The sequence below is a fragment of the Megasphaera coli genome (genome assembly GCF_900095855.1).
Taxonomy (GTDB): Bacteria; Bacillota; Negativicutes; order Veillonellales; family Megasphaeraceae; genus Megasphaera; species Megasphaera massiliensis_A.
Genome location: NZ_FMIY01000002.1, coordinates 1133628 through 1159787, shown reverse-complemented (window position 1 = coordinate 1159787; position 26160 = coordinate 1133628). Strand labels below are relative to the sequence as shown.

Here is a 26160-nt window from a genome sequence, read left to right as displayed (position 1 = left end):
CGAGAGAAAAGGGATTAAACGGGTTTATCTCTCGGAAATCTCCGCAGGAATTAGCACCGTGTTAACGGTTGCCGGGTTTCATAGGGCCAGTCCCTCCGCCACTCTGGATAAATGCATGTGAAATTATCTTGTCGTTAATTATAGACATGGGAGCGGGGATTGTCAATATAGAAAAGTTTTCTTCCGAGCAAAAGGAACCGGACTTGAAAGCCCCCTTTTTCTTTAGTATAGTAGGGAAGCAGTATTATTTATGTGTCTTTTTACGATACCGAAAGGAGCAGGCGTATGACTGACAATGGTCGCTTTGAACGGCGCATTGACGGTAAACTGTTTTTATCCATATTGGCAACGGGTCTCATGTCTTTTACAGGTATTGTCATTGAGACGGCCATGAATGTTACTTTTCCGACGCTCATGAGGGAATTTTCTCTTAATATATCTGCCGTTCAGTGGGTTACGACAGGGTATCTCCTCATGCTTGCCGTCATCATCCCCTTGTCGGCTTTTTTGAAGGCCCGCTTTGTCATGAAACGCCTCTTTTTCACGGCAAGCGTCCTCTTTGTCGGCGGTACACTTCTCGGCGCGTTTGCAGGTACCTTTACAGTGCTTCTTGTCGGCAGGCTTTTGCAGGGCATCGGCACAGGCATCGCCTTGCCGCTTATGTTCAATATCATTTTGGAGCAGGCGCCCCTTAACCGCATGGGCATGATGATGGGCGTGGCCTCGCTCATTTGCGCCCTATCGCCTGCCGTAGGGCCGTCCTTCGGCGGCTGGGTAGTGGAAACCTTCGGCTGGCGGGCCATATTTTTCGCCTTGCTCCCTGTTCTTGGCCTGTCGTTTTGCTGCGGCATGTATGCTGTTCGTCAGTCGTCTCTGCTGAGCAGGCCGGCCTTTGACATACCGTCGTATTTTCTTTTAGGAGGAAGCTTTGCAGCTCTCATTTTTGCTGTGAGCTTTGCCGGTGATTACGGCTGGGGAAGCTTGCCTATAATCACCCTTCTTGGACTCTTTTTTATTTTGCTCGCTTGCTTTGCCCGTCGTTCCGGCAGAATTGAAATGCCCCTCATTCACTTGGATATTTTTGCCGATTGGCATTTTTCTCTCAGTGTCTTGGCTCTCTTCATCATCCAGTTTATTACCTTGGGACTGGGGTTTCTCTTGCCGAACTTTTCCCAGCTCGTCCACGGTGAAACGCCCTTTGCGGCAGGCTGCATTTTGCTGCCCGGTTGTCTTATCGGCGCGTTGCTGGCCCCGGTGAGCGGCCGCGTCCTCGACGCATACGGCCCGCGGCGTCCTGTCATCTTCGGTACGGTTATGATCGTTTTGGCAACCGTGACCTTTGCTTTGTCCTTGCAAAAATCGACGACACAGTCGCTTACGCTCATTTATATTGCCTATACAATAGGGCAGGGCTTTGCAGCCGGCAATATTTTGACGACCGGCGTACGCCTGCTCGTACCGCGGCGGCAAAGTGACGGCAATGCCGTTTGCAATACGCTGCAGCAACTGGCCGGTGCCGTCGGTACGGCTGTCGTCTCTACTGTTGTCGTGTCGGGTCAACAGGCTCACATCGACGACTTGGCAGCGGGCACGCTCGCCGGCAGCGCCTCTGCCCTGTATGTATTGAGCGTTCTTGCCGTAATCGCCTGCCTGGCCATGGGCGTGACCTTACGGAAAAAACTTACGGCAGGCGGCGAGAGCGGTGGAAAGGGGGAAGCTGTATGAACTTGGAAGAACAAGCCTTTGCGCAGGAATTTATACGCCTCGCCACGGACGGAGACGCGCGCGGCTGGCATGAGCGAAACGGCGGGAATTTAAGTTATCGCCTGACTGCCGCCGAGATAGAAGCGTGCACCGACTGCTTTTATAATACGGCGCCGTGGAATGCTATACGGACGGCCGTGCCGGTTTTGGGCGGCTCCTTTTTTCTCCTCACGGGAAGCGGCAAATGTATGCGCAATGTCCGTTTTGCACCGGCCGAAAATACGGGTATTATTGAAATTAACGCTGCCGGCAACGCGTACCGCCTTGTTTGGGGCCTTACAGACGGCAAGCCGACGAGTGAGCTGCCTACCCATCTGGCCGTCCACGCCTTGAAGTGTACAGGCGGTAAGGAAGGAAATCGCGTCATTTACCATGCCCATCCGGCGCACCTGATCGCCTTAACCTTTATTTTGCCGCTTGACGATGCGCTCTTTACGCGGGAACTTTGGGAAATGGATATAGAAAATCCTATTGTCTTTCCTGAAGGCATCGGCATCGTACCGTGGGTAATTCCGGGCAGTGAAGCTGCCGCCGCGGCAACACTCGAAAAAATGCGTTCGTATCGCGTTGTTGTTTGGGCACATCACGGGACCTTTGTTTGCGGTGACACGTTCGGTGACACGTTCGGTCTCATGGATGTTTTGGAAAAATCGGCCCAAATCTGCGGTGAAATAATTGCTATGGGCGGGAAACGACAGACCGTGACGGAAAAAAATTTGCGCGACTTGGCGGATATGTATGACTTAAAGCTGAATGAAGCGGCGCTGTCCGCTAACAGCGAATAAAAATCGGCATAAAACTGTGCTATACTGTCCATAAATAATAGATAGGACAGTAGTTACAGGAGAAGGTAACCCCCATATGAATCGCGGCACCGCCAAGGTCATCGTAAACGAAGTGACCTCCGGCCGCCCTACGGCCTTCAACGGATTTATGGAAGTGGCCGGCAGGGCGGCTTTTGTCGTTGTGGCCAATCCCGACGGCATCCGTGTAAACGGCGGCGGCTTCATCAATACGAGTCGCGCCGTCCTGACGACGGGAAGGCGCAGGCAAGCTATACGTATAAGCGGCGGTGGCCGCATAAATCACGGCACAGAGGGTATAAGGCGGAAGTCTTCCTGACGCCGGATGTATTGCCGGGTGTACAGAAGGACGTACATACCGCGACGAAATCCGCCATCGCCCCGGGAACGATTACAACGACAAAGGAAGACGTTGACCTTACCAAGATAAACAGAGATACGGCCAACTCGCTCAATCGGCTGGGGAAAATCTTCGACAAGAAGAAGCTCGAAGAGCGGCAGGAACTGTCGCGCCTGTTTATGAAGAATGCGGATGAACTGCTCCATTACTACGATAGAGACGGAAAACCGGACAAGGTGGGATTCCGGCCGTAGCGGAACTCGGCTCCATGCCGGCAGGAAACAAATTCGGCAACAAGAGTGGGGGAATAGAGTTGACTTTGAAAGGATGCTATTGTAAGCACACCTCGACTATTTTAAGGAGTCTTTATGAAGAACGGGAAAAAACTTTTTGCAGTAATAGTGCTGATTTTCGCTGTAGTGGTGGGCTTTGAAAATCTTATTGATGTAACTAAATATATTTTTGATGTATCAAAGGCTGTATATGCGGGAACGATTATTAATAATAAATTTGAATTTATAGATCCTAACGATATGAAGCACATGAAGAAGATTGAGGTAGAGAAGATTTTTACAAATATTCCGGGAACTATAAGAAGGATAAACTTAACGAATAATAAGTTAACCATATTATTTATGAGGGCAGATAAATCGGAATTAATTATTATGCAAATTTCGGAGAATAAAGTTAAACAAACAAGTATCCCAAACAGTGAACCTAAGACTGAGTTAGCGCTTATGGTCAATAATTTAGGATGTTGGGTGCAGGTGAATACCGATATTTATCTGATTTCCCCTAATTTTGTGGAAGTAAATAAAGTTATTACGGGTTATAATCTTCGCAGCAATGGAAATGATCTTTTGTCTTATGAAAAGACCGGTATTATTTATGTTGATCAGGCCAATATGCTTAAAACATATCCACAAGAGAGAACTTATTTTATGTTTCAGAAAGGAGAATACCTTGAAGGTTGGGCAAAGGAAGGGGAAAAAATTTTTATTTCCGGAGTCGGAGGAACGTTTATTACGGATTTACAAGGAGTGAAAAGAGAAAAATTTTCTAATAAAATGATTATGGCATACAATAATATTTATAGCATGATACCGCACCAACCGGGATATGTAGAATTTATGGACTGGGAGCGGGCATGGGAAAATATCTTTAGAAACCAACCTATATATGAATATCGACCCTTCATATACGACGGCAAGACGGGAGAGATTAAAAGACTGCCCGTAGAGCCCGATACCGACTATATTGCGTATTCGAAGGATGCTTATGATGAAAATAAGCTCCAGGCTATACAAAATACGATAGAGCATTATAGTTTTCAGGCAACACCGGGAAAATAAGATCGCATAAAGTAGTTTGTGTGAATCGGATTCATTGAAAAAGTGTGGAGGATAAAAATGATAAAAGATATTATTTTACTGCCTACAGTTATCTTGGCGATTAAATACTCTTAGTATTTTAGAACATATGCTCTATTAAGGGATGAAGGTATTTTAAAAGAAGGGGTTAAGACGCTTCCAAAAGATTCTACGGAGACACAGTTTGTTCGGCTTATTGTGATTATTATTTTTATAGGGATAATCATTGATTTAGCTATAAAAATAACAAAGTTTCTAACGTAATAGGAGCGGCTTAATATGCTTGCTCATTTTATACAGCAAAGTAATTTGTTGTATTTTACCTTTTTGGTTTGCCTTGGTAGTGCTCTCCAGTACAGTAAAGGGCTTACAGAAGGATTGTTATCATTTGCAGGAGTTAGTTCACGAACCCAATTTGTTTTGGGATATGTACCGCTTACTGCGCTTATAATGTTTGAAGACTATGTTTATAACGTGGCTCCTATACTATATATGATGATAAGTAATAGCTTCGTAACCGGTTGCGTGTATTTTTTATTGTGGGTGATTGCTTGGTGGAGCGTGTTGCTGGCCATTGTTAAACGAGCTGTTTGGCTCAAATTTCCGGTTAAAACTATAGTTGGAATACTAATACTCCTCGTGCTGGACGCATATTTTATGTTTTTGATTTTAAGGGACTCATTGCAAGATGTGTCGGAAATAGACAGAGCTATTTATATGGAATTAAAGCAGACCGGAAATTTACGTAAAAAGGCTTATTTTAGGGATAGTCTTTTTTATTTTCCCGATAAAGCAGATGAGTATTTGGAGAAGGAGCGAGGATTAGATTCTCCGAGTGAGGGAATCAGGCAAAACGGTGATACAATGGAATCCATAATTTTCAGTATGTAAAGAGGTGAGTGTTTACTGGAAGTTCGTTTTCTTACAGGGACGTCGCTATATAAACCGCAAGGCCGCCGAACGGCCGGAGACGGTAAGTTATGAACAGCAGTATGACAGACTGCCGTTTTATCGTATAATATAAATAAGAAGAAACTGAGACAGGAGGTGACGAAGTTGGCCGGTAAAGAAACGGAAAAACATCCTTTACGAGCCGCCATTTTGACGGTAAGCAACAGTCGGACCTACTCGGATGACACAAACGGACTCATGATTCAGTCTCTGCTCACGAAAGCAGGTCATCAGGTAGTGGATTATGCTATTGTAAAGGATGACGGCGACGCTATTTTACGGTATGTACACGAATGGGTGTGCAGCGTAGATATGATTGTTACGAGCGGCGGTACGGGCTTGGCGAGACGGGACGTGACACTGGAAACGTTGGAGCCCCTCTTTGATAAGACCATTCCCGAGTTTAACGGCATACTGACATTTCTTTCCTATCGCCGCGCCTGCGGCATGGAAGCCTTGGCCTATCGCGGCGGTGCAGGGATTATTCGCCAGTGCCCCATATTTTGCCTGCCCGGACATACGGGTATCATAAAGGTAGGCATGGAAAAGATTATTATCCCCGAGATTTATCATATTAAAGCGGAAATCAGTAAATCCTGATAAGAGTGCGGAAAACCTGTTGTGACCTTAGGGCGCGGCAGGTTTTTCACGGCTTATGGCGGCAGTATTTCCGGTATATGATATAATAAACCCGTTATAGATAATAAGGAGCGGTTATGGCAGGTCGGATTATTCTTGTCACCGGCGGGGCGCGCAGCGGTAAGAGTGCTTTTGCCGAATCCCTGGCGGCGGAGACGGCAGGGAAAAAAACATATATTGCTACGGCCGAAATCGTTGATGACGAAATGAGGCGGCGTATCGAAATGCATCGCCGTCGTCGACCGGCGGATTGGCGGACAGTTGAGGTGCCGCGGCATTTGGTGCAGGCCTTGCCGGATATATTGGTCAATACGGACGTGGTTCTTTTGGACTGCCTGACCGTATATGTGGCGACTTTATTATATGATTTGCGTCATGAACAGGGCGACGTAATTGAGCGGATTGCCCGGTCGGAGGTGCAGGACATGCTGCGCCTTATGGCGGACTCAGGGAAGGTTGTCATTGCCGTGACAAACGAAGTGGGAAGCGGTATCGTTCCGGGAGATGCGGCCAGCCGCCTTTATCGCGACGTGGCGGGGATGGTCAATCAGTCTTTTGCCGCTGCGGCGGACAACGTTTATTTGACCGTGGCGGGTATTGCCGTGGAAATTAAAGGCCGGCAGGTACGCGCAGGAGAACACTTATGAAATCATTTTTAATTGCCCTGCAGTTTTTGACGCGTATCCATTTGACTGACAGGGGCGTTTGGTCCGATACTGAATTCGGCGCGTCCATCCTCTGGTTTCCCCTTGTCGGCACGCTCACAGGCTGTATTCTGGCAGTCTTGAACGGGACGGCGGCCTTTCTTTTTTCACCTCTTTTGACGGCCGGCCTTACAGTTGCCGCCTGGTACTGCCTTACAGGGGGGCTCCATGCGGACGGGTTTATGGATACGGCGGACGGTATATTTTCCGGACGCAGCCGTGAGCGGATGCTCGAAATTCTCAAGGACAGCCGCGTCGGCTCGACAGGCGTTACGGCCTTTTTCTTTTTGGCCGTTTTTAAAATTTTCAGCCTGGCGGAAATCCTTTCGCCGTGGCAGCTTCTCGTTGCCGTTCCGGCAGCAACTCGCTTTGCAGCCTTATTCAGTATTTTAAAGTTTCCCTATGCCCGCAGTGAAGGTTTGGGTAAGGCCTTCGGTCAATATGCGCCGCCTCATGCCCTGCGGAAAAGCCTTGCCGTCAATATTGTTCCCCTGTTGCTCGTCGGGGTCATGTATATACCCGTTCTCATGGCGGCCGTTATCATAACGGTGCTTGCCAATCGGTATATTTGTAAGCGTCTCGGCGGCGTGACGGGCGATACGTACGGGGCGGTCATCGAATTTACGGAAGCCGTTCTTCTCGTAGGAGCGGCTGCGGTTTTAAGGTGTACCATACTTTATATATAGGAAAAGTCGGAGGAATGGTAATGATAAAACTCTATCTCGTCCGCCACGGCGAAACGGACGGTAACGCGCAGCAGTGGTATCAGGGCTCGACGGATGTGCCTTTGAACGCAAGAGGCATTGTTCAGGCGAAATACTTAGGCGATTTTTTAAAGGACGAGCAATTTACGGCCGTGTACAGCAGCGATTTGTTGCGGGCGGAAAAAACGGCGGAGCTCGTAGCCGCACCGCACAGGTTGCCGGTCACGACTTATGCGGAATTGAGGGAAATCAACTTCGGTGAATGGGAAGGACACACGTATAACGAGATTATTGAGCAGTGGCCCGGCGAAATAGAAGCCTTTTATGAATCCGACGGCACCATGCGTGCCCGCGGTGGCGAATCTTTTGCCGAGGTTGAAGAGCGGGCAATGACTAAGATTCGCGACATTCTGGCAAACCACGGGGACGGCGACACGGTTCTCGTCGTTTCCCACGGTGCGACCATTCGCTGCCTCATCTTCGGCCTGCTGGGGCTGAAGCTTACGCGCGTCTGGTGCTTTCAACAGTTCAATACGGCCTTTAATATTATTGACTATTACGGCACGAAAAATGTCATGACCGTCATGAACTCGACACGTCATCTGGAAGGCACGGAAGGCCATCAGGAGCAATGGTCGTCCATGGTCAGCTTGTAGATGAAAGAGTTCAGTCGTATGATGCGTATCGATAAGCTCCTCGGGCACAGCGGGTACGGTACGCGGCGGGAAATAAAAGCTCTTTGCAGGCACGGTGATGTAACCGTAAACGGCGCGGCTTGTACGGACAGCGGTGTAAAGGTTGATCCTGCGGCGGACACGGTTGCCGTCCGGGGTGAGGTTGTACAGTATCGGGAGTTTTATTATCTTATGCTCAACAAGCCGGCCGGTGTCGTTACGGCTACGGAGGACAAGCGCTCCGAAACGGTCCTTGATCTGCTGCCGCCTCTCTTTAGGGCCGCTCGCCTTTTTCCGGTCGGCAGACTTGATAAGGACACGACGGGATTATTACTGTTAACCAATGACGGCGCGTGGGCGCATAACATCATTACGCCGAAGAACTCCGTTACTAAAGTATACGTGGCGGAAACGGAAGGCGACGTGCCTGCCGATTTGAACGAGCGCTTTGCGGCGGGAATCATCCTTGCCGACGGGCTGCAGTGTTTGCCTGCGGCTATACGGCAAATAAGGGAGAATACCTTTGAAATCACCGTGTGCGAAGGAAAGTTTCATCAGGTAAAGCGTATGTGTGCCGCCGTGGACCTGCATGTCACGGCACTTCACCGCCGTTCCGTCGGTGCTCTTGCGCTCGACGAGAGCCTCGCTCCGGGGGCATACAGAATGCTTGCCGATAAAGAAGTGATTTTGCCCCTTTTAGGGCAGTAAAAGCTTGTTCAAAGCGCTTATTCTATGGTATGATTGACGTTAGTTGAATAAAATCAGGTGATACCATGATTGATGAGCGAATAAGGGCATTGCGCCGGTTTTTAAAGGAACGGCATGTTGAATCGGTCCTTTTGCTGCAGCCTGAAAACTTACGCTACTTCAGCGGCTTTACAGGCGGCGAAGGGGCACTTGTCGTCACGCCGGAGGAGGCCGTCCTTTGGACGGATTTGCGTTACACTGAGCAGGCCGCGCAGGAATGCGATCCGTCCGTACGCATTGAGAACCACGGCGGTCGGCTGCCCCTGGCCGCAGCCGGGCTTTTGGCGGAGGGCGCCGGCGTAGTGGGCTATGAAAAAAATTATATGACACATGCCTTTTATGAGGCTCTGGCGCAAGAGGAATTATCCTTTGAAGGTCTTTCCGTGACGGCTCTCAGAGCCGTTAAAGAGCCGTATGAGCTTGAGGCGACGCGTAAGGCGAGCGCCATAGCGGACAAGGCCTTTGCGGACGTTTTGGCTTATATCGAACCGGGCGTAACGGAGCGGGAACTGGCGGCGCGGTTGGAAAGCAATATGCTCTTGGGCGGCGCCGAAGGGAAGTCGTTCGATACGATTGTCGCCTCCGGAAAGCGGTCGGCCATGCCCCACGGCACGGCGACGGATAAAGTCGTCGAAAAAGGCGATTTCATCACTTTTGATTTCGGCGCCCTTTGGGACGGCTACCATTCGGATATGACGAGAACCGTCGTCGTCGGCAAGGCTTCAAACGAGCAAAAGAAGGTTTATGAACTCGTTTTGGAAGCGCAGTTGTTGGGAGCGGAAGCTGTTAAGGCCGGAGTCGTATGCAGCGAAGTGGACGGTATCGTGCGGAAATTCTTTGAAGACCGTGAGTGTGCACAGTATTTTACACATGCTCTGGGGCACGGTACGGGCCTCGAAATACACGAAGAACCGCTTCTGTCGCCGCGCGCGCAGGGAGTATTGCAGGAAAATATGATTGTCACCGTAGAACCGGGATTGTATAAGCAAGGCCTGTACGGTGTTCGTATAGAAGATTCCCTTATCGTAACAAAGACGGGACACGAAATAGTGACAAAAACTTCAAAAGAACTGATGGAGCTGTTATAGGAGGAGATTGGTTATGATTACAAGTAATGATTTCAGACCGGGCGTAACGATTGAAATTGACGGCCAGGTGTGGCAGGTAGTGGAATTTCAGCATGTAAAGCCCGGGAAGGGCGCCGCCTTTGTCCGCGCAAAAATTAAGAACCTTGAAACGGGTGCCGTCGTAGAACGTACGTGGAACGCAGGTGAAAAGGTGCAGGAAGGCCGCGTCGATCGCCGGCAAATGCAGTATCTCTATGAAACGGACGGCATGTACTGTTTCATGGACAACGAGTCGTATGAACAGATTGAACTCAATAAGGAAGCGCTCGGCACGGCTATCAATTTCCTGAAGGAAGAAATGACCGTTTCCGTTATGCTCTTTAAGGGCAAAGTTATCGGCATTGACTTGCCTGCAGCCGTTGAGCTTCGCGTTGTCGAGACGGATCCGGGCGTGCGCGGCGACACGGCGACGGGCGGCAGCAAGCCGGCTACCTTGGAAACAGGCTATGTAGTTAAGGTGCCGCTGTTTATTAATGAAGGCGAAGTGTTGACCATCGACACGAGAACAGGTCAATATACAGGGCGCGCATAAGTAAGAGACGGGAAAAAGCGATGAGTATCTCATCGCTTTTTGTTTCATGGAGCGGAGTTTATGGTAACAACGGAAATAAATGAACTGGGAAGCATTCATATCGGGGCGAAAGTAATTGCCTTTGTTGCGGCTCAAGCCGCCTTAACCGTGTCGGGTGTCGTCATGCTGGCATCGACTTTTACGGAGAAAATCGGCAAGGCTGCAGGCGGCCGAGGTATTGATGTCGCTATTGACGGCATGGAAGCGGAATTGACCGTGCGCCTTATTGTCCGTCACGGTGTGCGGATTCCCGATTTGGCCGTAGAAGTACAGCAAACGGTAAAGAGTACTGTAGAAACACTGTGTGAATGCGCTGTCACGGCCGTGCATATTACGGTGCAGGACGTTATCTTTGAAGACGCGTTGCCGCGTGAAGGGGAGGGCAGGAGCAATGAATAAGCATGAAGAAACAGCTTATACGGTCAGCCGTTCGGCTATCGAGAAGATTGCCCGCACTGCCGCCTTGGGCACGGAAGGCGTGGCAAAGGAAAAGGGCTCTTCTTTTTCAGTCAGGCAAAAAGACGGTCGTATTACCGTTCAAATCAGCATTGCCGCCGTATACGGCAGCAAGCTGCGTGAATTGGCTCTGGCCGTGCAGCATCATACGGCGCAGGCCGTTCAGGACATGATTGATCCGGATGTGATGCAAATAGACGTGACTATTGAAGATATTGTTATGCCTGCACGGGCATGATACCGGGAGGACAACGTGAGCAGACACAGAGCACGCCGGCGGGCGTTGAAAATCTTATTTTCTCGAGAATTTCATGATGAAATGGATATTCAATTCACAGAAACGGAAATTTTGGCGGACGACGATGAAACGATCGTAGACCGAAAGCCGGAGCCGCAGGCAATAGGTGAGGAAGAATTAGATGAAAACGCCGTCAACTTGTCGGAGATTGAAGATATTCGAACGGAAGCGGACAGTGATGAAGGCGAGGCGGACACGGAAAAGTATTGCGAGTACCTTGTAGAAACGGTGTCTCTCCATCATGCCGAACTGGACGCGCTGATACGTTCCTTTGCCAAGGGCTGGGAACCGGGGCGGATGAACATGGCCGATAAGACGGTCATGCGCGTGGCTTTTTGCGAATTTGTCTATCCGCAGGATCCCTTGGCGCCGGCCATTATCATTAATGAAGCTGTTCGCTTGGCTAAAGAATTCGGCGGCGTTCGTTCGTCTCAGTTTGTCAACGGCATATTGGGCGCCTATGCGAGGACTTTGGCATAATGGACGTCTTTCTCGGCATTGACACGAGCTGTTATACGACCTCTTTATGTCTTGTTGACGGAGCGTACCGCATTGTTGCCGATGAGCGCCGTCTTCTTACGGTGAAGCCCGGTAAGCGAGGCCTGTCACAGTCGGAAATGGTTTATCAGCACGTGCGTAATCTTCCCGATTTAACGGAAAAGCTGGTACCTTCATTGGCGGGCAATACGATACGCGCCGTTGCTGCGACGAATAAGCCGCGCCGACGGGAGGATTCGTATATGCCCGCTTTTTTAAGCGGTATCGGTTACGGGCGGTCTATAGCGGCTCTTTTGGGGGTTCCCCTCTATACGATCAGCCATCAGGAAAATCATTTGCTTGCGGTCCTGCGCGGCACGGGCTATACGGACACACCCTTTCGGGCACTCCATATTTCCGGCGGTACTACGGATTTTCTGTCGGTCTCTCCCGATGCGGAGGGACTCGATATTACGCGCATCGGCGGTACATCCGACATCAGTGCCGGCCAGTTTATCGACCGTGTCGGCGTCGCCTTGGGGCTTCCTTTTCCGGCAGGCAAATCGGTTGATATGGAAAGCAGAGACTTTTTGGACACCGCCAAAGGGACAGCCGTTTTTTATAAGGATGGAGAAGTCAGCTTTTCCGGCCCCGAGTCGGACATACAGCGCCGCATTGTGGCGGGAGAGACGGAAAAGGGACCGCTCTGCGCGGAAACGTTGAAAACCGTTTGGCGCGGCATACGTAAACTCCTGGAGCGAACAGAAGGCGATAAAACATCGCTCCTTGTGGCGGCAGGCGGTGTCATGGAAAATACGTATTTGCGCAGTGCCCTTGCGGCTTACGCGCAGCGTGAAGGGTTTTCCTTCCTTCCTGCGGAAAAAGGATATAGTGCGGACAATGCGTCGGGTGCAGCTTTTTGGGCAGCTCTGCGCAGTACATAAAGGCGGAATGACATGAAATATGAAAGTGTTTCAGCCGTTGTCAATCGCATAAAGGAAGATTTACAGCGCGACTATCGGCTGCAAAGCATAGCTATGGAGGGTAATATTATCGGTCTCAAGCGAGCGTCCAACGGGCATTGGTACATGAATATTCGTGATGACGGCGCGTCCATTCGGGCCGTCTTGTTTCGCGGCCGGGCCGGGACGATGATGAATACCGTTCGTGAAGGCGACAGTGTCGTTGTCGTCGGTTCGATCAACGTTTACGAAAAGGGCGGGACCTTATCCTTTATTATTGAGCGCCTGTTTTCACAGGGCATGGGAAATTTACAGGCTCAATATGAGCGAACCAAGGCGGAGCTTGCGGCGAAAGGGTATTTCGCACAGGATCGTAAAAAGGCCTTGCCCCGCTTTCCCTGGCGTGTCGGCATATTGACATCCCGGACCGGCGCCGTCCTCCATGATATAGAGAAAATCAGGGCCGAACGGAATCCTTACATTCAACCGATTCTTTATGCCGTACCGGTACAGGGCGAAGGCGCCGTGCCGGAACTTGTCAAAAATTTGACTGCGGCGGGAAACGATAAGTCCCTGGATGTACTCATTCTTGCCCGTGGCGGCGGCTCCATGGAAGATTTGTGGTGCTTCAACGATGCCCGTGTAGTGGAAGCCGTTTTTGCGGCACAAGTTCCGATTATTACGGCTGTCGGACATGAAACGGACACGACGCTCGTCGATTATGCGGCCGACGTGCGGGCCGCTACGCCGACCCATGCTGCCGAATTGGCTTTTCCGCGCTTTGAAGACATGGAGCTGCAATTGTCTTCTCTTGCCGAGACTGTCTATGAAACGATGAGGCTGCGTATAGAGCGGTTGCAGCACGAATTGGAGCAGGTGACGGCGCGTATTCAACTGCGGCGGTACGACGATTTTTTGGCGGCCAAGGCGGAAAATTTACGCCATCTTCTGACGGCGTCGCAGCAGCGGTTGGATTATTTATTCCTGCAGAAGGAGAGCGAGCTCGCCAAAACACAGGCGCGCATGGAGGTGCTCAACCCGCTTTCCCTCCTGCGTAAGGGATACGGCCGGCTGGAGCAGGACGGCAAGGTCATAACGGCGGCGAAGGCTGTGAAAAAAGACCGGCCCCTGACAATAGAAATGGCGGACGGAACAATTGTAACGGATGTGAAAGAGGTGACCGGTCGTGGCAAAAACGGTGAATAAATTAAAAAACTTTGAGCAGGACTATGCGGACTTGGAAAAGCTGGTGAGCTCTTTGGATGATTCCGCTCTAACCTTAAAAGAATCTCTGGATATTTTTGAAAAGGCCGTAAAGCTTTCCAAATCTTGTGAAGACGCGCTGGACTACGCCCGGCAACGGGCGGCGGAGCTTAGTGACGCACAGGACGGCCCTGTTCCGGCGGCAGCAGAAAATAATGCGTCTCAAGCGGCGGGCGATGCTATGGAAGAAGGAATATTGGACCTATGATTTTTAAAGAATATATGCGTTCCCAAAAAGAAATGCTCGATGCGCGTTTAGCTGAACTTGTTCGAACGGATGTACCGCAGTTCTCGCAGCTTTACGAAGCCATGAACTACAGCTTAAACGCCGGAGGCAAACGAATTAGGCCGATTTTATTTCTCGCCGTTTTGGAAGCGCTCGGCAAGGATTCGGCCAGGTATGTTGATTTGGCTTGCGCTTTGGAGTGCGTTCATTCCTATTCGCTCATCCACGACGATCTGCCGGCCATGGATGATGATGACTACCGTCGCGGTAAACCGACCAATCATAAGGTCTACGGTGAAGGAGTGGCCATACTTGCCGGCGACGGCCTCCTGACCTATGCCTTCGAGCTGATGGCGGCGCAGCCGGATGCGGAGCCGGCGACAGTCCTTCAATGCATTCGCATATTTGCGCATGCGGCCGGGCCGGCCGGTATGGTCGGCGGACAGGCCTTCGACCTTGCGGCAGAAGGAAATCTTGACATCGGCCTTTCGGGCTTGCGGCTGCTCCACAAAAGCAAGACGGGCATTATTTTTTCAGCTCTCGTTGAGATGGCGGCTCTGCTCGGAGGTGCCGATGACCGTGCGCGTGCCGCTTTAGGTGTATATGCCGAAAGCATGGGCCTTGCTTTTCAAATTACGGACGATATTTTAGATGCAGTCGGTGATGAAGCTCTTATGGGCAAGCCCGTCGGCAGTGACGAAAAAAATAATAAGGCTACGTATGTAACCTTATTATCCTTGGACGAAGCTAAAGAACAGGCAGCCGCCGCCACACAGAAGGCATTGGCGGCACTGGACGGATTTGACGATAAAGCCCGGTTTTTACGAGATCTCGCCGTATACCTGAGCGAGCGGGTGGAATAAAGGGGCGCACATGAAAGAAAAAGAAAGGCTGGATGTGCTGCTGACGGAGCGGGGCCTTTTTGAAAGCCGCGAAAAAGCAAAGGCCGCCGTCATGGCCGGAACGGTTTTCGTCAAGGGTGTACGTGTCGACAAGGCAGGAACCAAAATAGACAGATATGCGCAGATTGAGGTCAAGGGCAACGCTCTGCCTTATGTGGGGAGGGGCGGTTTGAAGCTGGAAAAAGCGTTGCACGTATTTTCCGTCAACCTGACGGGCCGTACTATGATGGATATCGGCGCGTCGACCGGCGGTTTTACGGACTGCGCTTTGCAAAACGGGGCGGCTCATGTCATTGCCGTTGACGTCGGGTACGGTCAATTGGCGTGGAAGCTCAGGACCGATGAACGCGTCGTCAATTTGGAGCGGACCAATATTCGCTATGTCGCCCCCGAAGACATAGGCGGGCCTGTCGATTTTATTTCCATTGACGTGTCCTTTATCTCGCTGCTCAAAATTATGGATGCCGTCGTGCCCCTTCTAAAAGACGGCGGCGAGGCGGTTGTGCTTATAAAGCCGCAGTTTGAAGCGGGAAAGGCGGCTGTCGGCAAAGGCGGCATTGTGCGCGATATTGCCGTGCATAGAGAAGTGGTTTCCCGCGTTACGGCAGGTATTGCCGCCGCCGGCCTGGCGCCGGCAGGATTGACCTTTTCGCCCGTAAAGGGAGCTGACGGCAACGTGGAATATTTGTTATATTGCCGCAAAAACGGTGTTCTTGCCAATGCCGTCACGGAAGATGTGATTGCCGAAGTTGTTGCGGCATCTCACGAAATGTAGGTGAAATAAATGCGCATCGGTATTTTTCCGAATTTAGTAAAGGAAGGCAGTACGGCACTGGCTCAACGAATTATGAAGCTGTGCCGTAAACATGGTTGTGATTATTATTTGGCCTACTGCGAAAGCATGGCGGCAGAGGCCGTTTATGCGGATGTCGAACAAGAGCGGCTCCGCAGGGATGATACTATTTATGAATGTATTGACGTGGCCTTCGTTCTCGGCGGCGACGGCACGATTTTAAAGTCGGCGCGAAAATTCGCGGCTCATCATATTGCCGTGTGCGGCATCAATCTCGGTTCTCTCGGCTTTCTCTATGAAGTGGAAGGGGAAGAGTTGGAAAAACGCTTTGAAGATATTCTTGCAGGCAGATACTTTATGGAAAAGAGGATTATGCTCAAGAGTGAGCTCGTCTATGCCGACGGTATGGTACAGTCCTTGCCTGCCGCCTTGAATGATGTCGTTATCAGTCACGGTAATGTAGGCAAACTGGTACGCGTCGATATGAGCATCAACGGCTGCTTTGTACAGCAATATCCGGGAGACGGCATCGTCGTCGCTACTCCGACAGGCAGTACGGGATATACCTTTTCTGCAGGCGGACCCATTGTGCCGCCTCATGTTAAAGGTATGATGGTGACACCTTTGTGCCCCCACCTGCTCTTAAAAATGCCCATTGTTATCAGTGACGAAGACGAGCTGAGCTTTACTGTCGGCGACAGTCGCAATGTCGTACGTATTTCCATCGACGGCATGACGGATTGCGAGTTTGCCGCCGATATGACGCTGCACGTGAGGAAGGCGGCGGAAACACTGCGGCTTATCCGTTTTGATAAGGGTTACTTTTATGCCAATCTCTTTAAGAAAATGAGGGGAGCCGAGTAAGGTGGATGCTTATTCGCTGCGCAATGCCGTTGCCGTTTGCCATGCCCTGGTGCAGCCCCATATAGGCGGTGCGGACACGCTCGTCGATATGACCTGCGGCAACGGTCATGATACGGTGTTTCTCGCGGCATGCATGAAGGATACGGCCGTTTTATATGCTTTTGATATACAAGAGGAGGCCGTTGCGGCAACGACGGCGCTTCTGTATGAACGGGGCCTTGCACATAAACGCATTTTTGTACGACACGGTTCACATGAAATGTTACTGGCTCAAATAAAAGAAAATCCGGATCTTGTATTATTCAATTTAGGTTATTTACCCGGCGGAAACCATGCCATACATACGGATAGTGCAACTACATTGAAAGCTGTCGATTTGTGCTTGCATAAAGTTTCTGCAAATGGGATAATTATGATAACAGCATACCCGGGGACTCCGGACGGGGCAAGAGAGAAAGCGGAACTTGCCGAATTTTTGCGGACCTTAAGGCAAACGGAGTTTGACGTGTCATGCTGGCAGCCTGTCAATCAGGCCCATGAACCGCCGGTATTGTTTGTTATTCAAAAGAGAGGGCAGCCATGAAAAGATTCCGTTACACCAAGATCAAAGAAATTGTTCAATCTCGGCCTATCGAAACGCAGGAAGAATTAGCAAAAGCCTTGCAGGAAGAAGGGATTGAAGTTACGCAGGCTACCGTATCGAGAGACATTAAGGAGTTAATGCTGATCAAAGTGCCGACCAGTGACGGCCACTACCGATATGCTTTATCGCCGGAACAGAACATGCTCATGTCTAAAAACCGTATGGCACGCCTGTTTCAGGACTCTATCGTGCGCGTCGATTCGTGTCTTAATCAAATTGTCATCCATACGATTCCCGGCTCGGCCAATATGGTTGCTTCCGCCGTGGATCATGCGAAGTGGGAAAACGTCATCGGTACCGTTGCCGGCGACGATACCATCCTGATTATTACGAATAATGCGGACAGTGTGCCGCGTCTTGTAAAATTAATCGTATCCCTCATGAAGGAATAAAGAATGCTGCAATCATTGCACATAAAGAATTTTGCCTTAATTGAAGAATTACATTTAGACTTTTCTGCCGGCGTTACCGTCTTTACGGGGGAAACGGGAGCGGGGAAATCCATTTTGCTCGATGCTATCGGCATGCTTGCAGGAAAACGCGCATCAGCGTCTTTCGTCCGTAACGGAGCGGAAGCGTTTCTCGTTGAAGGCGCGTTTTTTTTGCCTGATGACGATGAGTGCATACGTTCGTTCCTGGGAGAGCTTCATATTGAGGCGGAAGAGGGAGAACTCGTCATTTCACGGTGCTTCTACCGCAGCGGCAGAGGTTCCGTCCTTGTGAACGGAACTATTGTGCCGCTGGCCGTTGTCCGTCGTTTGGGACTTCTTCTTCTCGATATTCACGGCCAGTATGACAGCCGCCTTATTTTTGACAAGACACGTCACGTGCGGCTTCTCGACGGATTTACGGCGGAAACGCGCCGCATCCGCAAAGAATACGACGGCTTATATAAGGAGTGGCGTGCCCTGTGTGATGAAGCGGCCGTATTGGAACGGAACGAAGGCGAAAAGGCCAGACTTCTCGGTATCTTGGACTTTCAAATCAGCGAAATTGAAGAGGCCCGCTTGAAGGACGGTGAAGATGAAGAACTGGAAGAAAAGATTCACCGTGCTTCTCATGCCGAGCATATTACCAAGGGCTTACGAGAAGCCCTTTTTGCTCTTGAAGGGGGAGAGCGGCAGCAGGGGATGTTGGATGCCGTTTCCCTCGTGCAGCGCAATCTGGAGAAAAACGCCGCTTATGATGAAGTTTTTTCACCGCTTGCGGCCAAGGCGGAAAGTATTTCCTATGAGCTTGAATCCATTCATGATGAGCTTGTCACTTATGCCGACTCCATGGACTTCGATGAAGCGGCTCTCGACAAGATGCAGTTCCGTTTGGCGGCCATTGAAAAGCTGAAGCGAAAATACGGTTTTACAGTGGCGGATATCAGAGCTTTTGAAGCAAAGGCCAGAGAAGACAGAGAACGGCTGAGCGATTCGGAAAACAGAATGGCCGACTTGCAGAAGCAAATTTCTTTAAAAGAAGCGCAATTAAGCCGTGTCGGAGATGAGCTCTTTCAGGCGCGCCTGGAAGGGGCGGATCTCTTCAAGGAAAAGACAGAGGCCGTCTTGCAGCATTTGGGGCTGGAGAAAAGCCGCATTTCTTTTCGCATTGAACCGATGGATAAAATTACGGCTGCCGGTGCATCATCCGTTGATTTATACTTTTCCGCCAACAGCGGCGAAGCGGAGAAGCCCTTGGCGGAAGTTGCTTCAGGCGGCGAAGTGTCGCGTATCGCCTTGGCTTTAAAGTCGGTCTTTCATGAAAAAAGGCAGGAAAAGACAGTTATTTTTGATGAAATTGACGTCGGCATCAGCGGGCAGACGGGCTTGCAGGTTGCCTCCCATATAGGCAGACTGGGTGTTGCAGGTCAGGTTTTTTGCATTACCCACCTGCCGCAGACGGCGGCTATCGGCGATAATCATTTCTTTCTTTATAAGGAAGAGACGAACGGGAGGACGGTCACCAAAGCTCGCGTCCTTCATAAAGCGGATCATGTCGCCGAAATTGCCCGCATGTTTTCCGGTAACGACGTGACCGATACAAGTTTACAGGCGGCGGAAGAATTAATTTATAAGGTAAAAGACAATGTGAACTTTATTGACTGAAACAAGCGGACGGTATATCATAAAAATATAGCAATAAAATTAATTTTATACAGGGTAGGTGTACATATATGATTCGAGTTCTTATAAACGGTGCGGCCGGCAGAATGGGGCTGCAGGTCGTGAAGGCAATTGCGGAAGATGCGGCAACGGAACCGGTCGGTGCCGTCGGCATTACACATATAGGTGAAGATATAGGCGAACTGGCAGGCATCGGTCCCTTGGGTATCGCTGTCCGCGAAGGTCTGGCGGCCGCCCTTGAGGAAATAAAGCCGGATGTAGTCGTCGATTTTACCATACCGCAAGCCGTCTTTGAGAATGTAAAAACCTGTATGGCCCACGGTGTACATACGGTCGTCGGTACAACGGGATTGACGGAGGCGCAGCGTGGGGAACTGGGAAAACTGGCAGAGGCCAAGGGAATAAGTGTCTTTATTGCGCCGAATTTTTCTATCGGTGCCGTCATGATGATGAAGGTATCCGAGGAAATTGCCGCTTACTTGCCGGATGCGGAAATAATTGAACTCCACCATAATAATAAATTGGACGCGCCGTCGGGGACGGCCATTATGACGGCTCATAAAATTGCCGCTGCCCGTCAGGCTGCAGACGCCGTGCCCGCACCCGATAAGACTCATGAGAGTTTGGCCGGTGCGCGCGGCACCGTCGTAGAAGCCGTGCCTATACACAGCGTACGTCTGCCCGGGTATGTCGCCCATCAGCAGGTTCTTTTCGGCGGTTACGGGGAAACACTCACGATTCGACATGATTCCTTGGACCGCAAATCCTTTATGCCCGGCGTGATTTTGGCTGTAAAAAAAGCGCCGAAACAGAAAGGCCTGATTTTCGGGCTGGAGCATTACTTATAATCAGGGGGGACGCATGTTATGATGTCAAAAATGCCTTCTGTAGCCATTCTAGGGGCTACAGGCGCTGTGGGGCAGGAATTTATAAACTTAATTGAAGAGCGCAATTTCCCGTACAGCAATTTGAAGCTCCTTGCATCGAAGCGCTCGGTCGGCAAAACGATGACCGTTAAAGGGAAAGCGTATATTGTTGAAGAAGCTTGCCCCGATTCGTTTAAAGGTGTAGATATCGGCTTGTTTGCCGGCGGCTCCGTCAGTAAGGAACTCGCACCGGCGGCCGTAGCGCATGGCTGTGTCGTCATCGACAACTCCAGCGCCTTTCGCATGGAGCCGCAGGTACCGCTCGTCGTGCCGGAAGTAAACCCCGAAGACATTGCCGGGCACAAGGGGATTATTGCCAATCCGAACTGTTCGACCATTATTATGCTCATGGCTTTGAAACCCATCTATGATTTGTCGCCCATAAAAAAAATCGTTGTCAGCACGTATCAGGCCGTGTCCGGTGCGGGCAAAGAGGGTATTGACGAGCTCAAGGAACAGGTGGAAGCGTATATGAAAGGCGAAGAACCGGTTGCCCGTATCTTGCCGACGAAGAGCCTGGACAAGCACTATCCCATTGCTTTCAATCTGCTGCCTCATATAGACGTTTTTTTGGATAACGGCTATTCAAAGGAAGAAATGAAGCTGGTCAATGAAACACATAAAATTTTGCATGACGACGGCATTGCCGTATCTCCTACAACAGTACGTGTACCCGTTTTTCGCAGCCATGCCGAATCGATTTATGTGGAAACGGAAGAGCCCCTTTCCGTAGAAGCCGTTCGCAAAGCTATTGATGCTTTCCCGGGGACACAGGTTCAAGATAACTTGGCAAATATGGAATATCCCATGCCTCTTTATACGTCGGAAAAATATGATGTCTATGTAGGGCGTATTCGCAAGGACATCTTTAATCCCAATGTCGTCAACCTTTGGGTGTCGGGAGACCAAATCCGCAAAGGCGCGGCACTGAATGCCCTGCAAATAGCTGAATATATGATTGCACACAATATTTAATAAAGGAGTGGTTATATGTTACAGTTCGGAAATGTTATTACCGCTATGATTACCCCCTTTAAGGCGGACGGTACCGTTGACTGCGACGCTTTTCTCACCGTCGGGCGGCATCTCATTGACAACGGCTCGGACGGTTTGCTTGTAGCCGGTACGACAGGCGAAGGCGCAACCTTGACGGCCGAAGAGAAATTAAAGCTGTTTCGCCTGGCTGTAGAAAATTTCGGCAGGGAAACCTTGGTGATGGCCAATGTAGGCTCCAATGATACGGCCGCAACCGTCGCCTTTGCCAAGGAGGCTGCAAAGACGGGTGCGGACTGTCTCCTTGTTATCGTGCCGTATTATAATAAACCCAATCAGGACGGCTGTTATGCTCATTTTGCGGCTGTTGCGAAGGCAGTGGACTTGCCTATTGTCATTTATAACGTACCCGGCAGGACGGGCGGTAAAATTTTACCGGAAACCGTCGTGCGCCTGGCGGAGGATTTCCCCAATATTGTGGGCATTAAAGAAGCGAGCGGCAGTCTGGAAGCGGCTTCCGTCATTGCCCGCGACACGCATGACGGCTTTTATGTGTACAGCGGTGACGACTCGCTGACGCTGCCCATTGTTGCCGTCGGCGGGACAGGTGTCATCAGCGTCGTTTCTCATATAATCGGCAGGGAAATGAACGCTATCGTACAGGCGCATAAAGACGGCAAGGTTGCCGAAGCGGCGCGGCTGCACCGGAAATACGTCGATGTCATGACCGGTATCTTCTGCACGGTCAGCCCTACGCCCATTAAGACGTGCTGCAACATGCTCGGCCTTCCGGGCGGAACGTTTCGCCTGCCCATGGTGGAAGCAAACGACGAGGTTAAGAAATTCCTTGAGAATATGATGAAAAAAGCAGGTATTATGTAGACACCTGCGCGTTGATTTTCGTGGTTCGGAGGCAGAGGCGGAACGGAGTGAATGCCGTGAAGGCGGTCGTTAACGGCAATCTTGTGCTTGAGCGGGAGATCGTGTCGGGGCAGGTTCTTTTATATGAAGGCGACACTATTCGGGACATAATGGGGCAGCGCTTTTTTCGCCCGCGTATGTGTGAAGAAGTGATAGACGCGACAGGCTGTTTTGTAACGGCCGGATTCATTAATGAACATATACACGGCTGCGGCGGGGCCGATGCGATGGATGAGGCCGACCATGCCTTGGAAACGATGGCCGCGCTCTTGCCGCAGACGGGAGTGACCGCTTTTTTGCCGACGACCATGACCTATGAGCGCTCCCGCATAGAGGCCGCACTGACACGAATTCGTACAGCCCGGTGCAAAAAGCCGCAAGGGGCACGCATTTTGGGTGCCCATATGGAAGGACCTTTTATCAATGAGCAGTATAAGGGAGCTCAGGAGGCCGCGGCGATTGCAAAAGCGGATATATCTCTTATTGAAGACTATGGCGACATTATCAAAATTATTACTCTTGCTCCGGAGACCATAGACGACGAGACTTTTTTTGCATTGTGCAGGGATAAGGACATTGTCGTCTCTGTCGGGCACAGCGCGGCAACATATGAAGAAATGGCGGGTATGGCGGATTGCGGCGTGTATCATGTAACGCATCTTTTTAACGCCATGCCGGCCTTTCACCATCGGCAGCCCGGCCTTATCGGCGCCGCACTGACAGATGACAGAGCGCATTGCGAGCTCATTTGTGATAATATTCATGTGCACCGGACGGCACAGGTCTTGGCGTATAAGGCGAAGGGCCGTGACGGACTCATACTCATAACCGATTCGCTGCGGGCCTGCCTCATGGGTGACGGCCTGTTCGAACTGGGCGGCCGCGAGGTCCTTGTTCGGGACGGACGGGCACGACTGGCCGACGGAACTTTAGCGGGCAGCATCGTCACGATGGACCGGGCCGTATTTAATTTTCTTGTCAATACAGGCGCACCCCTGCCGGACGTTATTGCCATGGCGACTATAAATCCGGCGCGGGATTTGGGCGTAGCCGAACGTTTGGGGTCCTTGGAAAAAGGCAAGCAGGCGGATATTACTTTCTTGGACGACGGGGATTTACATGTAAGGCGGACGATTGTCGCCGGTGAGACCGTATACATGGAGACACCATAAGTATATCTGACAAAAAGGGAGCGGATAAACGGAATCCGCTCCCTTTTAGCGCCGGCGGCGATGGTCGGCGCCTTTGTGTTTTATTTTATGTTCTTTTTTCTTTGTCGCTCTGTACGTAGCGGCAGGCAGCTTGTCCGTGATAATTTTTTTCTTTTTTGGAGCCTTGTTTGCCGCTTTTACTTTTACGCGGCCGTCAGCCGTGTATTTTATGATCGTCGCCTCAATGGCATGCTCAATGCGCCGTACCCAATCGGTATCGGCAGCGGTGGCGAACATGACGGAGAGTCCCGAGCTTCCCGCGCGCCCTGTCCGACCGATGCGGTGCACGTAGTAATCGACGTCGCGAGGTACGTCGTAATTGAATATATGCGATATGCCTTCAATGTCGATACCTCTGGCTGCGATGTCCGAAGCGACGAGGATCTGCGTCTTGGCCTTGGCAAAGTCGCGTATGACCTGCGTGCGTCGCCCCTGCGTCATATCACCGTGCAGCTCGGCCGCGTTAAAATCCTTGGCAATGAGTTTGCCTGCAAGTTGCGCAGCGCGTTCTTTTGTATTACAGAAGACGATTGCCAAATAAGGGTTCCATTCCTGCAGCATTTTACAGAGAAAAGAAAATTTATCATCTTCTTTTATTACATAAATACGCTGTTCAATATTTTCGAGCGTGACCGTTTCACCTTCGCGGACGGTCAGGCTGAGCGGCTGGCTCATGTGTTTTTTTGCCAGGCTGCGGACCTTGGGCGGAAAGGTGGCGGAGAAGAAGAGGAGTTGCCGCTTTTTCGGCGTCATACTGATGAGCTCGTCCACTTCTTCGAGAAATCCCGATTGCAGCATTTGGTCGGCTTCGTCAACGACGACATGGCGCACGCCGCTCAAATCAAGGGAATTGCGGCGGCAATGGTCGAGAAGACGGCCGGGCGTGCCGATAATGACCTGCGGATGGCGGTGCAGCTTTTGCAGTTGATTTTCAATCGTCTTGCCGCCGACAAGGCTTAATATATCGAGAGCCGTTGCCGGTATAAACGCAGCTGCGACTTCGGCGATTTGCCTGGCCAGCTCCCGCGTCGGCGCAACGATCAGCACCTGTTCAAAAAAACGGTCTTTTTTTGTTCGCTGCAGAGCGGGCAGGAGGAAGGCCAGTGTTTTCCCCGTTCCCGTTTGTGCCTGGACGAGCAGATCTCGTCCCTTCAGCGCTGCCGGAACGGCCTGTTCCTGGACGGGTGTCGGTGTCTGAATGTGTTGATTTTTTAACGCTTCCGTCAATGCCGGCGTGATGCCGAGCGTTTCAAATGTCTTTGCCATAAGCTACCTCATGTATAGTTTTGTGTTATTCATATGTGGTACAGGTGTTATTATAGTATATTTCTCAGGCTATGAAAATGCTGTCGTACTCTACTCAGGGAAAAGGTTTTTTGCTATACTGAACGAATAGAATATTACATTTGTGGAGGAAGATCATGGCTTGGTGGCGAGATATTTTTAAACAATCCGTATATATGAGCTTTTTTACCATACTCATTCCTATCGGCGCCTATACGATTCACAGCGGCTCCAGTGCGGTCGTCGCCCTTGTAAGCTACATCTTTTTGTCCTTTTTCATACCCTTCAGCTATGTCGGCAGACAAGGGGCCGGGTTCGGCAAGCCTGCACGGTGCATATGGCCGCCCATCTTTTTTCTCGTGCGGCTGGCGGCCATGGCGGTGTTTGTCTGCCTGGTCAAATACGGTGATTTTTGGTGGCAAGCACAGGATTTTTGGAATTGGCCGACCGTCGTGCGGGATTTTATCTTTATCATCCTCATGTATGCCGACCTGTGCGTTATGCTCTTTACGTCATATGGTCTCAGTCGTCTGCTGAAGCGGGATACTGACAGGGGTGGGGAACAGTGAAAACGGATATAGTCAATAAGGTGAGAGCCGTCTTTTGGTCGGCACTGTGGATTATTCCGATTCCCTTCGGTATCTTTGTGTCGGACCGCCGCTTTTTTGTCAGTTTATCCGTACCGTACTTTTTTTTGACCGCTCTAATTATAACGCTTATGCTGCGCCGACGGGATTTGAAGCGGCACGGGCAGAGCGCTTATGCCGCAGCGGCATATCTTTTTTATGGCAATGTTATCGGCGCGATTTTTGCCACGGCTTTTTTAGGTACGTTGCGCGAAACGGAGCTCTGGAAGTTCTATATTTTGCGATTGGGCGTTTATTTTCTTTGGCTTCTGGGCACTTTGTTTCTTCAGGCCGTTTTGGCCTGGCTTTTTGAATATTGGTATGCAAACCGACGGCACCGGCTTTTTGCCGAATTTATTGATCCCCTTATGTATGCCTTGCCGCTGCCGACAGCGCTCATGGCTCTTTTCTTTTTTCCGGCTGTGAACTTTGCCGGCGTAAGCGGGCCGGAGCAATTTATCACCGGCCTTTTCGGCCTGTTCTTTTTTGTTAACACTGCGGCCTATAATATTTTCATCATCGCTGCGTTTGCCTTTTATTTTTATCCGGCCAAAACGAGATACCCCTTCATGAGAGACCGCGTCTTTGCTCTTTTTCGCCTGGTTTTTATGGTTTGCGTCTTTATCTTTGTGCAAACAGCCGTAAATATGACGACCGGCTTGTGGGCGTATGAGTTTCAATACTTGACGGTTCGCAACAATCCCTTGATTTTTATCTTGCCCCTTGTGAGCTATACGTTTTTTATGTGGGCGGCCATAGGTATGGGAAATGCGCTGACTGTTTTGAAAACGGCCGTATGGAAGCAGTAAT

General features: G+C 50.6%; 31 protein-coding genes, 1 pseudogene and 1 riboswitch. Of the genes and pseudogenes, 31 read left to right on the top strand and 1 reads right to left on the bottom strand.

The genetic code is table 11. From position 1 onward, the window contains the following. Nucleotides 1–21: 21 nt before the first annotated feature. A riboswitch (SAM riboswitch) is annotated at nucleotides 22–114 on the bottom strand. A 171-nt stretch (nucleotides 115–285) separates the two neighbouring features. The 29 genes and pseudogenes from BQ2674_RS06100 to nagA all read left to right on the top strand — a co-directional run bounded on the left by BQ2674_RS06100 (nucleotide 286) and on the right by nagA (nucleotide 23401). Continuing rightward, nucleotides 286–1725, top strand: coding sequence for a DHA2 family efflux MFS transporter permease subunit (locus tag BQ2674_RS06100; RefSeq protein WP_075572928.1), 1440 nt, complete (start codon nucleotides 286–288; stop codon nucleotides 1723–1725). Beyond that, nucleotides 1722–2549 carry a rhamnulose-1-phosphate aldolase gene (rhaD, locus tag BQ2674_RS06095; RefSeq protein ID WP_075572927.1) on the top strand — a complete coding sequence of 276 codons (828 nt, stop codon included), beginning with the start codon at nucleotides 1722–1724 and terminating at the stop codon, nucleotides 2547–2549. Before BQ2674_RS06100 ends, rhaD begins: the two co-directional genes overlap by 4 nt. A 64-nt stretch (nucleotides 2550–2613) precedes the next feature. Beyond that, nucleotides 2614–2808, top strand: a pseudogene (locus BQ2674_RS06090) (two-partner secretion domain-containing protein); the annotation flags it as partial. Between the two features lie 89 nt (nucleotides 2809–2897). After that, nucleotides 2898–3161 carry a hypothetical protein gene (locus BQ2674_RS06085; protein ID WP_075572925.1) on the top strand — a complete coding sequence of 88 codons (264 nt, stop codon included), beginning with the start codon at nucleotides 2898–2900 and terminating at the stop codon, nucleotides 3159–3161. A 114-nt stretch (nucleotides 3162–3275) separates the two neighbouring features. Then, on the top strand, nucleotides 3276–4259 hold the full coding sequence (locus BQ2674_RS06080) for a hypothetical protein (protein WP_075572924.1): 984 nt from the start codon (nucleotides 3276–3278) through the stop codon (nucleotides 4257–4259). A gap of 297 nt (nucleotides 4260–4556) precedes the next feature. After that, nucleotides 4557–5168: a hypothetical protein gene (locus tag BQ2674_RS06075; RefSeq protein ID WP_075572923.1), complete on the top strand. Its 612-nt coding sequence runs from the start codon at nucleotides 4557–4559 to the stop codon at nucleotides 5166–5168. A gap of 165 nt (nucleotides 5169–5333) precedes the next feature. Next, a complete protein-coding gene (locus tag BQ2674_RS06070; RefSeq protein WP_075572922.1) occupies nucleotides 5334–5828 on the top strand; it encodes a MogA/MoaB family molybdenum cofactor biosynthesis protein in 495 nt (164 codons plus the stop codon). Between the two features lie 116 nt (nucleotides 5829–5944). Next, entirely contained in the window at nucleotides 5945–6514 is a 570-nt protein-coding gene (cobU, locus tag BQ2674_RS06065; RefSeq protein WP_075572921.1) for a bifunctional adenosylcobinamide kinase/adenosylcobinamide-phosphate guanylyltransferase, read from the top strand. Continuing rightward, the gene (cobS, locus tag BQ2674_RS06060) at nucleotides 6511–7257 is read left to right on the top strand and encodes an adenosylcobinamide-GDP ribazoletransferase (RefSeq protein ID WP_075572920.1); all 747 of its coding nucleotides are present in this window, start codon (nucleotides 6511–6513) and stop codon (nucleotides 7255–7257) included. Before cobU ends, cobS begins: the two co-directional genes overlap by 4 nt. Before the next feature lie 20 nt (nucleotides 7258–7277). Further along, on the top strand, nucleotides 7278–7931 hold the full coding sequence (cobC, locus tag BQ2674_RS06055; protein ID WP_075572919.1) for an alpha-ribazole phosphatase: 654 nt from the start codon (nucleotides 7278–7280) through the stop codon (nucleotides 7929–7931). Nucleotides 7932–7949: 18 nt separating this feature from the next. Next, nucleotides 7950–8657, top strand: coding sequence for a pseudouridine synthase (locus BQ2674_RS06050; protein WP_143696404.1), 708 nt, complete (start codon nucleotides 7950–7952; stop codon nucleotides 8655–8657). A 65-nt stretch (nucleotides 8658–8722) separates the two neighbouring features. Then, a complete protein-coding gene (locus BQ2674_RS06045; protein WP_075572918.1) occupies nucleotides 8723–9784 on the top strand; it encodes a M24 family metallopeptidase in 1062 nt (353 codons plus the stop codon). A 13-nt stretch (nucleotides 9785–9797) separates the two neighbouring features. Next, nucleotides 9798–10355, top strand: coding sequence for an elongation factor P (gene efp, locus BQ2674_RS06040; RefSeq protein ID WP_075572917.1), 558 nt, complete (start codon nucleotides 9798–9800; stop codon nucleotides 10353–10355). Between the two features lie 60 nt (nucleotides 10356–10415). Next, entirely contained in the window at nucleotides 10416–10793 is a 378-nt protein-coding gene (locus BQ2674_RS06035) for an Asp23/Gls24 family envelope stress response protein (RefSeq protein ID WP_075572916.1), read from the top strand. Beyond that, the gene (locus BQ2674_RS06030) at nucleotides 10786–11088 is read left to right on the top strand and encodes an Asp23/Gls24 family envelope stress response protein (protein WP_075572915.1); all 303 of its coding nucleotides are present in this window, start codon (nucleotides 10786–10788) and stop codon (nucleotides 11086–11088) included. Before BQ2674_RS06035 ends, BQ2674_RS06030 begins: the two co-directional genes overlap by 8 nt. A 15-nt stretch (nucleotides 11089–11103) precedes the next feature. Then, nucleotides 11104–11628, top strand: coding sequence for a transcription antitermination factor NusB (gene nusB / locus BQ2674_RS06025; RefSeq protein ID WP_075572914.1), 525 nt, complete (start codon nucleotides 11104–11106; stop codon nucleotides 11626–11628). Then, complete coding sequence (locus BQ2674_RS06020) at nucleotides 11628–12569, top strand: tRNA (adenosine(37)-N6)-threonylcarbamoyltransferase complex transferase subunit TsaD (RefSeq protein ID WP_075572913.1); 942 nt, start codon at nucleotides 11628–11630, stop codon at nucleotides 12567–12569. The genes nusB and BQ2674_RS06020 overlap by 1 nt, the downstream gene beginning before the upstream one ends. Nucleotides 12570–12581: 12 nt before the next feature. Then, on the top strand, nucleotides 12582–13793 hold the full coding sequence (gene xseA, locus BQ2674_RS06015; RefSeq protein ID WP_075572912.1) for an exodeoxyribonuclease VII large subunit: 1212 nt from the start codon (nucleotides 12582–12584) through the stop codon (nucleotides 13791–13793). Continuing rightward, complete coding sequence (gene xseB / locus BQ2674_RS06010; RefSeq protein ID WP_235828827.1) at nucleotides 13786–14058, top strand: exodeoxyribonuclease VII small subunit; 273 nt, start codon at nucleotides 13786–13788, stop codon at nucleotides 14056–14058. Before xseA ends, xseB begins: the two co-directional genes overlap by 8 nt. Next, nucleotides 14055–14939: a polyprenyl synthetase family protein gene (locus BQ2674_RS06005; RefSeq protein WP_075572910.1), complete on the top strand. Its 885-nt coding sequence runs from the start codon at nucleotides 14055–14057 to the stop codon at nucleotides 14937–14939. The genes xseB and BQ2674_RS06005 overlap by 4 nt, the downstream gene beginning before the upstream one ends. Nucleotides 14940–14949: 10 nt before the next feature. Continuing rightward, nucleotides 14950–15753, top strand: coding sequence for a TlyA family RNA methyltransferase (locus BQ2674_RS06000; protein ID WP_075572909.1), 804 nt, complete (start codon nucleotides 14950–14952; stop codon nucleotides 15751–15753). A gap of 9 nt (nucleotides 15754–15762) precedes the next feature. After that, nucleotides 15763–16635: an NAD(+)/NADH kinase gene (locus BQ2674_RS05995; protein ID WP_075572908.1), complete on the top strand. Its 873-nt coding sequence runs from the start codon at nucleotides 15763–15765 to the stop codon at nucleotides 16633–16635. A 1-nt stretch (nucleotide 16636) separates the two neighbouring features. Then, the gene (locus BQ2674_RS05990) at nucleotides 16637–17218 is read left to right on the top strand and encodes a tRNA (mnm(5)s(2)U34)-methyltransferase (RefSeq protein ID WP_075572907.1); all 582 of its coding nucleotides are present in this window, start codon (nucleotides 16637–16639) and stop codon (nucleotides 17216–17218) included. After that, entirely contained in the window at nucleotides 17215–17670 is a 456-nt protein-coding gene (gene argR, locus BQ2674_RS05985; RefSeq protein ID WP_075572906.1) for an arginine repressor, read from the top strand. The genes BQ2674_RS05990 and argR overlap by 4 nt, the downstream gene beginning before the upstream one ends. A 3-nt stretch (nucleotides 17671–17673) precedes the next feature. Beyond that, nucleotides 17674–19371, top strand: a complete 1698-nt coding sequence (gene recN / locus BQ2674_RS05980) for a DNA repair protein RecN (protein WP_075572905.1) — start codon at nucleotides 17674–17676, stop codon at nucleotides 19369–19371. A gap of 68 nt (nucleotides 19372–19439) precedes the next feature. Continuing rightward, on the top strand, nucleotides 19440–20237 hold the full coding sequence (gene dapB / locus BQ2674_RS05975; RefSeq protein ID WP_075572904.1) for a 4-hydroxy-tetrahydrodipicolinate reductase: 798 nt from the start codon (nucleotides 19440–19442) through the stop codon (nucleotides 20235–20237). Between the two features lie 21 nt (nucleotides 20238–20258). Beyond that, nucleotides 20259–21290, top strand: a complete 1032-nt coding sequence (locus tag BQ2674_RS05970; RefSeq protein WP_075573372.1) for an aspartate-semialdehyde dehydrogenase — start codon at nucleotides 20259–20261, stop codon at nucleotides 21288–21290. A gap of 15 nt (nucleotides 21291–21305) precedes the next feature. Continuing rightward, nucleotides 21306–22190 carry a 4-hydroxy-tetrahydrodipicolinate synthase gene (dapA, locus tag BQ2674_RS05965; protein ID WP_075572903.1) on the top strand — a complete coding sequence of 295 codons (885 nt, stop codon included), beginning with the start codon at nucleotides 21306–21308 and terminating at the stop codon, nucleotides 22188–22190. A gap of 47 nt (nucleotides 22191–22237) precedes the next feature. Beyond that, nucleotides 22238–23401 (top strand): N-acetylglucosamine-6-phosphate deacetylase, encoded by a 1164-nt coding sequence (nagA, locus tag BQ2674_RS05960; RefSeq protein ID WP_235828826.1) that lies wholly within the window; start codon nucleotides 22238–22240, stop codon nucleotides 23399–23401. A gap of 45 nt (nucleotides 23402–23446) precedes the next feature. Here the strand turns inward: nagA and BQ2674_RS05955 are convergent, their stop codons facing one another. Then, nucleotides 23447–24706 carry a DEAD/DEAH box helicase gene (locus BQ2674_RS05955; protein ID WP_075572902.1) on the bottom strand — a complete coding sequence of 420 codons (1260 nt, stop codon included), beginning with the start codon at nucleotides 24704–24706 and terminating at the stop codon, nucleotides 23447–23449. A gap of 155 nt (nucleotides 24707–24861) precedes the next feature. On the opposite strand from BQ2674_RS05955, the gene BQ2674_RS05950 reads away from it, so the two are divergent. Continuing rightward, complete coding sequence (locus tag BQ2674_RS05950) at nucleotides 24862–25293, top strand: hypothetical protein (RefSeq protein ID WP_075572901.1); 432 nt, start codon at nucleotides 24862–24864, stop codon at nucleotides 25291–25293. Next, on the top strand, nucleotides 25290–26159 hold the full coding sequence (locus tag BQ2674_RS05945; RefSeq protein WP_075572900.1) for a hypothetical protein: 870 nt from the start codon (nucleotides 25290–25292) through the stop codon (nucleotides 26157–26159). Before BQ2674_RS05950 ends, BQ2674_RS05945 begins: the two co-directional genes overlap by 4 nt. The last annotated feature ends 1 nt before the right edge of the window (nucleotide 26160 follow it).